Here is a 12,622-nt window from a genome sequence, read left to right on the forward strand (position 1 = left end):
GGTCGCGGCGGGGCGGGCGCGGTCCCTTGGGGTCCATGGGAAAGCCGGTGCGGTCGAAAGCGCGGGGCCGGGGGCGGCCGCCGCGGCGCCGGCCGGAGCGCAGCATGGCGGCGTGGACGGCGGTGCGGGGGGCGGGGACTAGGGGGAGGGCGGCGTTGATGCCGCCGGAGCCGGGCCAGGGCGCGCCGGCGCCGACGCGTTCGGCGACGCGGCGGCAGCGCGGGCAGTCGTCGACGTGGCGGACGAGCTCGGCGCGCAGGGTGGCGGACAGGAGGACCTGGCCGGGGCCGGGGCCGTCGTCGTCGCCGGTGATGCGGGAGACGGCCGGGCAGTTGGCGGTCTCGACGACGGCGAGGGCGGCGCGGGTGCGTTCGACTTCGCAGGCGGCGCCGGAGAGCAGGTCGCGGGCGGTGGTGGGGGCGGTGCCGAGGACGGCGGCGAGTTCGGTGACGCCGAGGCGGTGGCGGACGGCGAGTTCGAGGGCTTCGCGCTGTTGGGGGGTGGTGCCGGCGGCTTCGGGCCAGGCGAGCCGGGCGAGCTCGGTGCGGTGGTAGGCGCTGACGTCGAGGGGGCGGTGCGCCCGGGGCGTGTGCTCGGGGTCGGTGTGCTCCGGCGTGCGCCGGGTGGAATGCGCCCCTTGGCGTACGCGCCTGCGCTCGGCCAGCCTGCGCAGGCAGGCCCAGCGTGCGAGGGCGTACAGCCAGGCCCGCCGGTCGCTCTCGTCGGGACATCGACCGGGGTGCCGCTCGGCCACGGCGAGGACGTCGCCGAGCACGTCGGCGGCGGCCTCGTGGTCGCACAGGACCGACAGGCAGTACGTGAAGAGGCCGTCCAGGTAGGGCTCGTGCCGGAAGGGCGGCGGCTCGGGGAGCTCCAGCCGGAGGGTGTCGCAGGCGTCGGCGGCAGCATCCGTACCGCCGACACCACCTGCCCCACGTGCCGCACGTGCCGCATCCGCACCGTGCGCACCACCCGCACCGCCCATCCCGGGCGCCACTACCGCATCGGACGCCCCACCGGCAACAGGCGCACCCTGCGCGCCACCCGTTTCGCCACCCGCGCCACCCGCCGGACCCGTCCATTCCGCTCGGGGTGTGCGCCTGTGCGCCGGGTGTGCGCCGGTGCGCGATACGGGGTCTCCCTGGTCGCTGCTGTTCACTCGGCGAACCGTAGGCGGCGCGCCGGTGGCCCTCCGGAAGCCTTCCGGGGTTTTAGCCCTTAAGGGTGAACAGATCGCCACTCCGCTGACAGCCGCCCTGACGTCGGGCCGCGTCGGCCGCCCCGCCGCGACCGCCACCCCGCCGCGTCCGCCGCCCCGCCCCGGTGCCGCCTGCCGGACCGGTCCCGCCTGCCGGACCGGTCGGGCGTTGTCGGTGGCGGCGGCTACCGTGGGCGGCATGGCTGCCCGTACATCTCGCTCATCCGCCAAGGACCGGCCGTCCTACCGCTGCTCCGAGTGCGGCTGGGCCACCGTGAAATGGCTCGGCCGGTGCCCCGAGTGCCAAGCGTGGGGGACCGTCGAGGAGATGGGCGCGCCCGCCGTACGGACCACCGCGGCCGGCCGGGTCTCGGCCGCCGCACTGCCGATCGCCCAGGTCGACGGCAGGACCGCGACCGCCCGCAGCACCGGCGTGGACGAACTGGACCGCGTCCTCGGCGGCGGCCTCGTCCCCGGCGCCGTGGTCCTCCTGGCCGGCGAGCCGGGCGTCGGCAAGTCGACGCTGCTGCTCGACGTCGCCGCGAAGGCGGCCACCAGCGACCACCGCACCCTCTACGTCACCGGCGAGGAGTCGGCGAGCCAGGTGCGGCTGCGCGCCGACCGGATCAACGCCCTGAACGACCACCTCTACCTCGCCGCCGAGACCGACCTGTCGGCCGTACTGGGCCACCTCGACGCGGTGAAGCCCTCGCTGCTGGTCCTGGACTCCGTACAGACCATCGCCTCCCCCGAGATCGACGGCGCGCCCGGCGGCATGGCCCAGGTCCGCGAGGTCGCCGGCGCGCTGATCCGCGCCTCGAAGGAGCGGGGCATGGCCACCCTGCTCGTCGGCCACGTCACCAAGGACGGCGCCATCGCCGGCCCCCGCCTGCTGGAGCACCTCGTGGACGTGGTGCTCGGCTTCGAGGGCGACCGGCACGCACGGCTGCGCCTGGTGCGCGGCGTGAAGAACCGCTACGGCGCCACGGACGAGGTCGGCTGCTTCGAGCTGCACGACGAGGGCATCACCGGGCTCGCCGACCCCAGCGGGCTGTTCCTGACCCGGCGCGCCGAGGCGGTGCCGGGCACCTGCCTGACCGTGACCCTGGAGGGCAAGCGCCCGCTGGTCGCCGAGGTGCAGGCGCTCACCGTCGACTCGCAGATCCCCTCCCCGCGCCGCACCACCTCGGGCCTGGAGACCTCGCGCGTATCGATGATGCTGGCGGTGCTGGAGCAGCGCGGCCGGATCACCGCGCTGGGCAAGCGGGACATCTACAGCGCGACCGTGGGCGGGGTGAAGCTGACGGAGCCGGCCGCCGACCTGGCGATCGCGCTGGCGCTGGCCTCGGCGGCGAGCGACGTTCCGCTGCCGAAGAACCTGGTGGCCATCGGGGAGGTCGGCCTGGCCGGCGAGGTGCGGCGGGTGACCGGCGTGCAGCGGCGCCTGGCCGAGGCGCACCGGCTCGGCTTCACGCACGCGCTGGTCCCGGCAGATCCGGGGAAGGTGCCGCCGGGCATGAAGGTGACCGAGGTCGCTGACATGGGGGACGCGCTGCGGGTCCTGCCGCGCGGGCGCTCCCGTACGCCGGCCAAGGAGCGGGCGGCGGCCGAGTAGCGGAATCCTTTACTCCGACGACGGGCCCGGACGGCGCCCCAAACGCCAGGTCAGCGGGCCGACGTGAGCCGGACGCGGCCCGGGCCGCCCCCCGGCGGGGGTCCCCCGACGGGCGGGGCGCAGGGCCCGTACGGGCCCTCGTGGCGGCGGTACGGGCCAAGCCCCGGCGGGCGCGCAGCGTGCGCCGGTAGACTTTGTGCTGGTCCGCCCGGCCGTACGCGGCGGCGCAACCCGCGACCGGAGGAGTGCAGTGGCAGCCAAGGACGGGGCAGCAGCACCCGGGAAGTCCGGCGCGAGCTCCAAGCACGAGGCGTTGATGCGCGCTTCGCTGAGCGCGGTCGCGCCTGGTCAGCCCCTGCGCGACGGGCTGGAGCGGATCGTCCGCGGCAACACGGGCGGCCTGATCGTCCTGGGCATGGACAAGGCCGTCGAGGCGATGTGCACCGGCGGCTTCGTGCTGGACGTGGAGTTCACCGCGACCCGGCTGCGCGAGCTGTGCAAGCTCGACGGGGCGCTCATCCTCGACAAGGACATCACCAAGATCCTGCGGGCCGGCGTGCAGCTGGTGCCCGACGCGTCGATCCCCACGGAGGAGACGGGCACCCGTCACCGCACGGCGGACCGCGTCTCCAAGCAGTGCGGATTCCCGGTGGTGTCGGTGTCGCAGTCGATGCGGCTGATCGCGCTGTACGTGGACGGGGAGCGGCGGGTCCTGGAGGAGTCCGGGGCGATCCTGTCGCGCGCGAACCAGGCGCTGGCCACGCTGGAGCGGTACAAGCTCCGCCTGGACGAGGTCGCGGGCACGCTGTCGGCGCTGGAGATCGAGGACCTGGTCACGGTCCGCGACGTCACGGCCGTCGCGCAGCGGCTGGAAATGGTCCGCCGGATCGCGACGGAAATCGCCGAGTACGTGGTCGAACTGGGCACGGACGGGCGACTGCTGTCGCTCCAGCTGGACGAGCTGACGGTCGGCATCGAGCAGGAGCGGGAGCTGGTGATCCGGGACTACGTTCCGGAACCGACGGCGAAGCGTTCCCGCACGGTGGAGGAGGCGCTGCCGGCGCTGGACGCGCTGACGCATCCGGAACTGCTGGAGCTGGCGATCGTGGCGAAGGCGCTGGGGTACACGGGTTCGCCGGAGACCCTGGACTCGGCGGTGTCGCCGCGCGGGTACCGGCTGCTGGCGAAGGTGCCGAGGCTGCCGGGGGCGATCATCGAGCGGCTGGTGGAGCACTTCGGCGGGCTGCAGAAGCTGCTGGCGGCGTCGGTGGACGACCTCCAGACGGTGGACGGCGTGGGCGAGGCCCGTGCGCGCAGCGTCCGCGAGGGCCTGTCCCGCCTGGCGGAGTCCTCGATCCTCGAACGCTACGTCTAGCCTGGCCGGCTCTTTCCCGGGCCGTTCGGCTGGGGCCGGTGCGCCTGGGCCGGGGCCGGGGGGTCCGGTGCGGGTGGCTGTGCCGCTGCGCGGGGCGAGTTCCCCTACCCGCCCTTCGCCCGTTCCCCGGGCTGCGCCCGGACCCCTCCCGGGGGCTCCGCCCCCGGACCCCCGCGCCTCAAACGCCGGCGGGGCTGGATTTCGCGCAGCGAAATTCCAGCCCGCGCGGCGTTTGAGCGCACCGGGCGCGGAGCGTCCGGTACCGGGGTCAGGGGCGGAGCCCCGGTCTTTCAGCCCCGCCGGCGTTTGAGGCGCGGGGTCAGGGGCGGAGCCCCTGGGAACGGTGGAAGGGCGGGTAGGGGACCAGCCCCGCGCAGCGGCACACCCGCCCGCAGACGACACACCGGCACCAGCCACCCGAACCGACCCCGCCCCGGGTCCGACGGCCGGAGGCTGTCGCAGCCGCGCGAGCGGCGCGTCAAGAAGGGTCAGTCCTGCTTCAGGACGAAGGACGTGCGGGCCACCGGGAGGCCCGGGGACTTGACCTCGACCACGTAGGTGTCGGGGGCCGGGTTGCCCTGCGGGGGGTTCTGGCACTGGTCCGCCGCGCTCGGCTTGCGGTCCCACTCCACCGACTGCTTCGTCTCGCCCTGGGCCGGCAGCCGGTAGAACGCGTTGGCCGCGCCCGTCGGGCAGTCGGCGGAGGACCAGACGGCCTTGGCGCCCGTCGTCTGGAAGATGGTCATGACCGCCTGCTTCGGGCCGAGGCCGAACTTGCAGGTGCTGCCGGAGGTGTTGCGGACGAGCAGTTCCAGGCGGGGCTTCTCGTTCGCCTCGTACTCGTTCTTGACGCTCTTGACCTCCCACTGCAGCGCGCTCGCCGGGCACGTCGGCAGCGGGGAGTCCGCCGGGACCTGTGCCGGGGCCGAGCCGCCGGGGCCGCCGGATCCGCCGGAGGACGAGGAGCCCGCGCCGCCGCCGGAGCCCGCGCCGGCGCCGCCCGCGTCGCCGTTCTTCGCCGGGCCGGTGGCGCCGCCGCCGCTGCCCGAGTCCCCGCGTCCGCCCGGGGCCTGACTGATCGCCGGGCCGGTGCCGGAGGGGCCGGGGGTGATGGTGCGCACGGGTCCGGAGCCGTCGCCGCCGCCCTTGCCGTTCGTACTCGTCCTGCCGCCGCTGGAACTGACGAACCATACGGCGAGCAGCGCGACGAGCGCGGCGACGGACGCCAGCACGGCCCTCCGCCGCCAGTAAATGGAGGAGGGGAGCGGCCCGACCGGATTGCGCAGAGATCCCACGCACCGAACCTTACGAGAACTCGTGCCGCGTTCAGCGCCCCACATGCCGCACGTCCGGCAGGTTTTGCCGATGATCATCCCGCGGGAGCACCCGGGAACGGCCAGATCCGGCCAGGGGTCCGGCACGGCCGCGACGGGGTGCCGAGTACGGTCGGTGACCATGGACAGCTCCGACCTCTATCGCGACATCACCGACTTCGCCCACACCACGCCCCATTGGGTGCAGAAGGTGGTCGAGGTCTGGACCGAGTACGGCCTCCTCGTGTTCGGCCTGCTCTACATATCCGTCTGGTGGCGTGCGCGCGGGAAGCAGGGCGGAGATCCCCGGGCCCTCGCCCTGGCCGTGCTCGCGCCGCTGGTCACCGCGCTCGTGTACGTCGCGTCCGAGCTCGTGAAGTCCACCATCGACGAGGAACGGCCCTGCCGGGCGGTGGCCGGGGCGGCCGCCTCCCTCGTCCCCTGCCCGCCGTACGGGGACTGGTCCTTCCCCAGCAACCACTCCGCCATCGCCGGCGCCGCCGCCGTCGCGCTGGCGCTGGCCGTCCCCCGCCTCGCGTGGCTGACGCTGCCGATGGGGCTGCTGATGGCCTTCTCCCGCGTCTTCGTCGGGGTGCACTACCCCCACGACGTCGGCATGGGCCTGCTGCTGGGCGCCTCCCTGGCCGTCCTGGCCGTGGCGGCGCTGACCGGTCCGATGATCAGGCTCACCACCGCCGTCCAGGGGAGCGGCAACCGCGCGGCCGTCTGGTTCACCGGTCCGGGCCCCGCGCACCGGCCCTGAAACGTGCCAGGATGCCGTATGTCATGACTGCATCCCCCTCACACGCCTCCGCGCCCTCCGCGTCCCGCGCGACGCCCGCCTCCGCCGCCTCCGCGCTGCACTCCCCCGTCATCGCGTGGTTCGACGAGCACGCCCGCGACCTCCCCTGGCGCCGGCCCGAGGCCGGCCCCTGGGGGGTGATGGTCAGCGAGTTCATGCTCCAGCAGACCCCCGTCAGCCGGGTGCTGCCCGTGTACGAGCAGTGGCTCGCCCGGTGGCCCCGGCCCGCCGACCTGGCCGCCGAGGCGCCGGGCGAGGCCGTACGGGCCTGGGGGCGGCTCGGCTACCCCCGGCGGGCGCTGCGGCTGCACGGCGCGGCCGCGGCGATAACGGAACGGCACGGCGGCGACGTGCCCCGGGACCACGCCCAGCTGCTCGCACTGCCGGGGATCGGCGAGTACACGGCCGCCGCGGTGGCCTCCTTCGCGTACGGGCAGCGGCACGCGGTGCTGGACACCAACGTGCGCCGGGTCTTCGCGCGCGCCGCGACCGGGGTCGAGTACCCGCCGAACGCCACCACCGCCGCCGAACGCCGGCTGGCGCGGGAGCTGCTGCCCGAGGACGAGCCGACGGCGGCCCGCTGGGCGGCGGCCTCCATGGAGCTCGGCGCGCTGGTGTGCACCGCCAAGAGCCCGGACTGCGCCCGCTGCCCGGTGTCGGGGCTGTGCGCGTGGCGGCTGGCGGGGAAACCCGCGCACGACGGGCCGCCGCGGCGCGGTCAGACGTACGCCGGTACGGACCGCCAGGTGCGCGGCAAGCTGCTGGCGGTGCTGCGGGAGGCGGTGGGCCCGGTTCCGCAGGCGGTGCTGGACACGGTGTGGGACGAACCGGTGCAGCGGGCCCGGGCGCTGGACGGGCTGGTGTCGGACGGGCTGGTGGAGCCCCTCGCGCACGGGATGTACCGGCTGCCGCAGAGCTGAGTCCCGGGGGCGCCGCCCCACGGCCGGGCGCCCCCTCGGGATTCACTCGAAGTTGACTCGAAGATTCCGTTTAACGCCGGGAAACCGCAGCTCACGGGCACTGTTACACAACCTACGGGTGTCCGTGCGCCCACCGCAGGCTGACCCGCACAGTGCCGTGACAACCCCTCCGTAACTTCGGATCCGTAAGACAGCGGAGACGGGGACGCAGTGGAGGCGGTACGCATGGCGCACGGAGAGGTACTCGAGTTCGAGGAGTACGTACGCACCCGGCAGGACGCCCTGCTGCGCAGCGCACGGCGCCTGGTCCCGGACCCCACGGACGCCCAGGACCTGCTCCAGACCGCCCTCGTGCGCACCTACGGCCGCTGGGACGGCATCGCCGACAAGTCCCTCGCCGACGCCTACCTGCGACGCGTCATGATCAACACGCGGACCGAGTGGTGGCGGGCCCGCAAGCTCGACGAGGTCCCCACCGAGCAGCTCCCCGACGCCTCCGTCGAGGACGGCTCGGACCAGCGCGCCGACCGCGCCCTCCTCATGGACATCCTCAAGGTGCTCGCGCCCAAGCAGCGCAGCGTCGTCGTGCTGCGACACTGGGAGCAGATGAGCACCGAGGAGACGGCCGCGGCGCTCGGTATGTCGGCGGGAACCGTGAAGAGCACACTCCACCGCGCCCTGGCCCGGCTCCGTCAGGAGCTGGAGAGCCGGGACCTGGACATGCGTGCCCTGGAACGCGGTGACCACACCACGCGCTACGAGGGGCGGGAGCGGTGCGCGGCCTGAACGGCCAAAGTCCGAGCGGCAAAAGCCTGAGCGGCAAAAGCTCGCTGGTACTCATGTCGGCGGGGACCACGGTCCTCGTCGGCACAGTGCTGTTCGCGGCCGGGTGCTCCGCCGGGGGCACCGGACTGCGCGACGGCGGGCCCGCGCGCACCGATCCGGTGGCGCGCAGCAACCAGCCCACCGGCGGCCCCACCAAACCGCCGGCCCCGGGCCACTCCCCCGCCGCGTCCACCGGCAGCCCGGTCAAGCGGGTCGACCCGGTCGCCCTGCTGAAGGCCGACCCCAAGGTCAGCGCCGAGATCAAGCGGGACCTGAAGCCCTGCACGGGCAAGGAGTACCCGATCGACGTGAGCTACGGGAAGATCACCGGCAACACCGTCGTCGACGTCGTCGTCAACGTCCTGTCCTGCGCCGACGCCCTGGGCCGCGGCTCGTACGTGTACCGGTCGAACGGCTCCGCGTACGAGAATGTGTTCGCGGACGAGCAGAAGCCCGTCTACGCGGAGATCGACCGGGGCGACCTGGTCGTCAGCAAGCCCGTCTACGGACACGACGCCGCCCCCTCCGAACCGTCCGGCGAGGACGTGATCACGTACCGCTGGAACGGCGAACGGTTCGCCGAGCAGGACCGGGTGCACTCGGAGTACAGCAACGTCTACAACCCCGGGATGCAGCCGGCCCCGGCCGTCTCGCAGAAGAACGACTGACTGACCGACCGCACCGACGATGGAACCGGAGTGAGGCTGGGCATGGCCGAGACCCACGTGCTGTTCGTGGAGGACGACGACGTCATCCGCGAGGCCACGACCCTGGCGCTGGAACGCGACGGGTTCGTGGTCACCGCCATGCCCGACGGACTGTCCGGCCTGGAGTCCTTCCGGGCGAACCGGCCCGACATCGCCCTCCTCGACGTGATGGTGCCCGGCATGGACGGCGTCAGCCTCTGCCGGCGCATCCGCGACGAGTCCACCGTCCCCGTCATCATGCTGTCCGCGCGCGCCGACAGCATCGACGTCGTCCTCGGCCTGGAGGCGGGCGCCGACGACTACGTCACCAAGCCCTTCGACGGCTCCGTCCTCGTCGCCCGCATCCGCGCCGTGCTGCGCCGCTTCGGCCACGCCGGCGGCCCGCAGAACGGCGCGAACGGCTCCGCCGGCGCGGACGGCTCCGACGAACGCGGCGTCCTGTCCTTCGGCGACCTGGAGGTCGACACCGAGGGCATGGAGGTCCGCAGGGCCGGCGCCCCCGTCGCCCTCACCCCCACCGAGATGCGGCTGCTGCTGGAGTTCTCCTCCGCGCCCGGCACCGTCCTGTCCCGCGACCGGCTCCTCGAACGGGTCTGGGACTACGACTGGGGCGGCGACACCCGCGTCGTCGACGTCCACGTACAGCGGCTGCGCACCAAGATCGGACAGGACCGGATCGAGACGGTCCGAGGCTTCGGATACAAGCTCAAGGCATGAGTAGAACCGCATGAGGCGAGTCACCCTCCGTACGGGGATCCGCTGGAAGATCACGCTCGCCATCGCCGCCGTCGGCGCCCTCACCGCGCTCGCCCTGAGCCTGGTGGTGCACAGCGCTGCCCGCGTGTCGATGCTGGAGAGCGCCCGCGACCAGGAACTGGAACGGGTCCAGTACATCGCCCGCACCCCCGACGCCGGCCGCAAACCGATCTGGGGCGCCAAGATCAACGACCCCGACCTGCCCGCCGAGCTGCGCGAGAAGGCCCGCTCGGGGCGGCGCGGCACCTACATCCACGAGTCCCCGAAGCGGGTACCCGAGGTCTGGGCGGCCGTACCCCTCGGCAACGGGCAGGTGCTGTCCATGCACCACCCGTTCCGCGAGAGCGCCAACATGGTGCGCGACCTGGACCGGGCCCTGGTCGTCGGCTCCCTGGCCGTCGTGATCGGCGGCTCGGCGATGGGCGTCCTCATCGGCGGCCAGATCTCCCGCCGCCTCCGCGAGGCCGCGGCCGCCGCACAGCGCGTGGCCCACGGAGACCCCGAGGTACGCGTACGGGACGCCGTCGGCGGCGTCGTACGCGACGAGACCGACGACCTGGCCCGCGCCGTCGACGCCATGGCCGACGCCCTCCAGCAGCGGCTGGAGGCCGAACGCCGCGTCACCGCCGACATCGCGCACGAGCTGCGGACCCCGGTCACCGGCCTGCTCACCGCCGCGGAACTGCTGCCCCCGGGCCGGCCGACCGAGCTGGTGCGCGACCGCGCACAGGCCATGCGGGCCCTGGTCGAGGACGTCCTGGAGGTCGCCCGGCTGGACGGCGCCTCCGAGCGGGCCGAACTCCAGGAGGTGGCCCTCGGCGAGTTCGTGTCCCGGCGGGTGGCCTCGCTGATGCCCGACGCCTCCGTACGCGTCGTCGCGGACGAGATCGTCAGCACGGACCCGCGCCGGCTGGAGCGGATCCTCGGGAACCTGCTGGCCAACGCCATGCGGTACGGGCGCGCCCCGATCCAGGTCGACGTCGAGGGCCGGGTCGTACGCGTCCGGGACCACGGGCCGGGCTTCCCGGAGGCACTGCTCCGCGAGGGCCCCAGCCGTTTCCGGACCGGGTCCACGGACCGGGCGGGCGTCGGCCACGGCCTCGGCCTGACCATCGCGGAGGGCCAGGCCCGGGTCCTGGGGGCCCGGCTGACCTTCCGCAACGTCGCGGCCCGGGGCGGCGCGGAGAACGAGGGCGCCGCAGCGGGCGCGGTGGCGGTGCTCTGGCTGCCGGAACACGCCCCGACGGCGACGGGCAGCTTCCCGATCATCCAGCTCCCGGGCTGACGGCCGCTCCCGGCGATGTTCTAGCATCCCTGCCATGACTGACGGTACGGATCGCCCGAACAGCCCCCAGCCCGGCCCCGCCTCGGGGAGCGGCGGCTACGGATTCCCGCCGCAGACGCCGAACCCCTACCAGCCGGGGCCCGCGCAGGGACAGCCGGCGGGAGGCGGCTTCGGCCCGCCTCCGGCCCAGCCCGAGGAACCGTTTCCCTCCCCCGCCACCACGCCCCTCGCCTCCCCGTCCACACCCGACTGGCAGGCGATGGCCGACGCCACCGAGGCCCGGCAGCGCACGCGCAAGCGGCTGACCATCGGGATCGGGGCGCTCGCGCTCGTCCTGGTGGCGGGCGGCGCGGGGTTCTTCGTACTGAACGGCTCCGACGACGACCCGAAGGACCCGCCGGCCGTCGCCGCCTCGGACTCCCCCAGCGCCTCCGGCGGCCCCACCTCCAAGGGCCCGGACGGCAGCAAGAACCCCGAGGACGACTCCCCCACCGTGCCGGGCGAACCCAACCTGCTGCGCGACCGCAACGGCAAGATGGGCATAGCCCTGGGCCCGGGCGCCTCACTCGGGGAACTGGCCAACCGGACCGAGGTCCGCTTCAAGGGCGCCGCGGACTCCTACGCGCAGGGCGCCGAGGCCGCCGTGGACGTGACGAAGAGCTTCACCGTCTCCACGCGCGCCTACAACGTGTCCGAGACCGGGCCGCGCATGGCGGTCAGCCAGGGCGACGGGGACTCGTACTCCTTCGAGCTGGGCTTCGAGATCGTGGGCGGCAAGAAGGCCTGGGTGTTCCGGGTGCAGACCGGCGACAAGGGCCAGGCCGCCACGGCCCAGCAGGTCGTCGCGGACAACGTGGACACGACCCGCCAGTGGGCGCTCCTGACGGGCACCTACGACGCCGAGAAGAAGACCATCGCGCTCTGGGTGGACGACAAGCAGGCCGGCCAGGCGCAGGTCTCCGGGGTCTGGGCCGGCCCCGGCCCCCTCCAGCTGGGCCGGGCCCGCCACCACGGGATCTGGAGCGCCTCGTGGATGGGGCCGCTGGACCACATCCGGATCTTCGACCAGGCGCTGGGCCAGGAGCAGATCACGGGCCTGAAGAACAACAAGCTCGGCAAGACCAGGCCGACCCACTCCTGGCTGATCTGACCCCCGGGGCAAGAGTCAGACGGGTCAGATGGTGACGCCGGCGTTCCGCAGGAAGGCCACCGGGTTGACGGCGGAGCCGTAGTTCGGGGTGGTGCGGATCTCGAAGTGCAGGTGGGGGCCGCTGCTGTTGCCGGTGTTGCCGGACAGCGCGATCTGCTGGGCCGCGGAGACCTTCTGGCCGATCCTGACCTGGATCTTCGAGAGGTGCGCGTACTGGGAGTACGTGTTGTCCGCGTGCTTGATCACGATGGCGTTGCCGTACGCGGGACCGTCGCCGCCGCCGTTCGGGCCGGCCTTCACGACGGTGCCGGCGGCCGCCGCCTTGACCTTGGTGCCGGTCGGGACGGCGAAGTCCTGGCCGGAGTGCTTGTGCGCCCACATGCTGCCGCCCTTGCCGAAGGTCGCGGACAGCGTGTAGCTGTCGACGGGCTTGGCCCACAGGGAGGCCTTCGCGGCCGCGGCCTTGGCCTGCGCGTCGGCCTGGGCCTGGACGGCGGCGACCTCGGCGGTGGCGGACAGGGTGCTGGGGGCCTCGTCGGCGAAGGCGGCGGTCGTCCCGGCCCCGAGAGCCAGCAGCGCACCGAGACCGGTGGCGGCGACGGCGATACGGGTACGACGGGTGCTGACGCGCTTCGCGGACATGTGGAGACCTCCCGGGCCGGGGACAAGGGCGTGG

The 12,622-nt window shown here is 73.9% G+C and carries 12 protein-coding genes; 9 read left to right on the forward strand and 3 right to left on the reverse strand.

From position 1 onward, the window contains the following. Positions 1-997, reverse strand: a 997-nt coding sequence (locus SSNG_RS15540; protein WP_241695061.1) for a sigma-70 family RNA polymerase sigma factor, incomplete at its 3' end; no start/stop codon positions are given. Positions 998-1,397: 400 nt separating this feature from the next. On the opposite strand from SSNG_RS15540, the gene radA reads away from it, so the two are divergent. Both radA and disA read left to right on the forward strand, forming a co-directional pair. Beyond that, on the forward strand, positions 1,398-2,813 hold the full coding sequence (gene radA / locus SSNG_RS15545; RefSeq protein ID WP_007264799.1) for a DNA repair protein RadA: 1,416 nt from the start codon (positions 1,398-1,400) through the stop codon (positions 2,811-2,813). A gap of 250 nt (positions 2,814-3,063) precedes the next feature. After that, the gene (gene disA / locus SSNG_RS15550) at positions 3,064-4,188 is read left to right on the forward strand and encodes a DNA integrity scanning diadenylate cyclase DisA (RefSeq protein ID WP_007264801.1); all 1,125 of its coding nucleotides are present in this window, start codon (positions 3,064-3,066) and stop codon (positions 4,186-4,188) included. A gap of 488 nt (positions 4,189-4,676) precedes the next feature. Here the strand turns inward: disA and SSNG_RS15555 are convergent, their stop codons facing one another. Then, complete coding sequence (locus SSNG_RS15555) at positions 4,677-5,483, reverse strand: hypothetical protein (RefSeq protein WP_042801071.1); 807 nt, start codon at positions 5,481-5,483, stop codon at positions 4,677-4,679. Positions 5,484-5,643: 160 nt separating this feature from the next. Here SSNG_RS15555 and SSNG_RS15560 point away from each other — a divergent pair, with 160 nt between their 5' ends. The 7 genes from SSNG_RS15560 to SSNG_RS15590 all read left to right on the forward strand — a co-directional run bounded on the left by SSNG_RS15560 (position 5,644) and on the right by SSNG_RS15590 (position 11,946). After that, the gene (locus SSNG_RS15560; protein ID WP_042803577.1) at positions 5,644-6,264 is read left to right on the forward strand and encodes a phosphatase PAP2 family protein; all 621 of its coding nucleotides are present in this window, start codon (positions 5,644-5,646) and stop codon (positions 6,262-6,264) included. 23 nt (positions 6,265-6,287) lie between these two features. Next, a complete protein-coding gene (locus SSNG_RS15565) occupies positions 6,288-7,223 on the forward strand; it encodes an A/G-specific adenine glycosylase (RefSeq protein ID WP_042801074.1) in 936 nt (311 codons plus the stop codon). A gap of 225 nt (positions 7,224-7,448) precedes the next feature. Further along, complete coding sequence (locus tag SSNG_RS15570) at positions 7,449-8,009, forward strand: SigE family RNA polymerase sigma factor (protein WP_007264805.1); 561 nt, start codon at positions 7,449-7,451, stop codon at positions 8,007-8,009. 53 nt (positions 8,010-8,062) lie between these two features. Beyond that, the gene (locus SSNG_RS15575; RefSeq protein WP_007264806.1) at positions 8,063-8,716 is read left to right on the forward strand and encodes a hypothetical protein; all 654 of its coding nucleotides are present in this window, start codon (positions 8,063-8,065) and stop codon (positions 8,714-8,716) included. A 42-nt stretch (positions 8,717-8,758) separates the two neighbouring features. Next, complete coding sequence (cseB, locus tag SSNG_RS15580; RefSeq protein ID WP_007264807.1) at positions 8,759-9,472, forward strand: two-component system response regulator CseB; 714 nt, start codon at positions 8,759-8,761, stop codon at positions 9,470-9,472. A 10-nt stretch (positions 9,473-9,482) separates the two neighbouring features. Then, positions 9,483-10,796 (forward strand): two-component system sensor histidine kinase CseC, encoded by a 1,314-nt coding sequence (gene cseC, locus SSNG_RS15585; RefSeq protein ID WP_007264808.1) that lies wholly within the window; start codon positions 9,483-9,485, stop codon positions 10,794-10,796. Between the two features lie 34 nt (positions 10,797-10,830). Beyond that, a complete protein-coding gene (locus SSNG_RS15590; RefSeq protein WP_007264809.1) occupies positions 10,831-11,946 on the forward strand; it encodes a LamG-like jellyroll fold domain-containing protein in 1,116 nt (371 codons plus the stop codon). A 24-nt stretch (positions 11,947-11,970) separates the two neighbouring features. On the opposite strand, the gene SSNG_RS15595 is transcribed toward SSNG_RS15590, so the two are convergent. Further along, a complete protein-coding gene (locus SSNG_RS15595) occupies positions 11,971-12,588 on the reverse strand; it encodes a M23 family metallopeptidase (RefSeq protein WP_007264810.1) in 618 nt (205 codons plus the stop codon). Positions 12,589-12,622 lie beyond the last annotated feature (34 nt).

It is taken from the genome of Streptomyces sp. C, assembly GCF_000158895.1.
GTDB lineage: Bacteria > Actinomycetota > Actinomycetes > Streptomycetales > Streptomycetaceae > Streptomyces > Streptomyces racemochromogenes.

Bases quoted from the DNA above. Each gene is read 5' to 3' on its own strand.
- radA (WP_007264799.1), top strand. From the start codon at position 1,398: ATGGCTGCCCGTACATCTCGCTCATCCGCCAAGGACCGGCCGTCCTAC.
- SSNG_RS15560 (WP_042803577.1), top strand. From the start codon at position 5,644: ATGGACAGCTCCGACCTCTATCGCGACATCACCGACTTCGCCCACACC.
- SSNG_RS15565 (WP_042801074.1), top strand. From the start codon at position 6,288: ATGACTGCATCCCCCTCACACGCCTCCGCGCCCTCCGCGTCCCGCGCG.
- SSNG_RS15570 (WP_007264805.1), top strand. From the start codon at position 7,449: ATGGCGCACGGAGAGGTACTCGAGTTCGAGGAGTACGTACGCACCCGG.
- SSNG_RS15575 (WP_007264806.1), top strand. From the start codon at position 8,063: ATGTCGGCGGGGACCACGGTCCTCGTCGGCACAGTGCTGTTCGCGGCC.
- cseB (WP_007264807.1), top strand. From the start codon at position 8,759: ATGGCCGAGACCCACGTGCTGTTCGTGGAGGACGACGACGTCATCCGC.
- cseC (WP_007264808.1), top strand. From the start codon at position 9,483: ATGAGGCGAGTCACCCTCCGTACGGGGATCCGCTGGAAGATCACGCTC.
- SSNG_RS15590 (WP_007264809.1), top strand. From the start codon at position 10,831: ATGACTGACGGTACGGATCGCCCGAACAGCCCCCAGCCCGGCCCCGCC.
- SSNG_RS15595 (WP_007264810.1), bottom strand. From the start codon at position 12,588: ATGTCCGCGAAGCGCGTCAGCACCCGTCGTACCCGTATCGCCGTCGCC.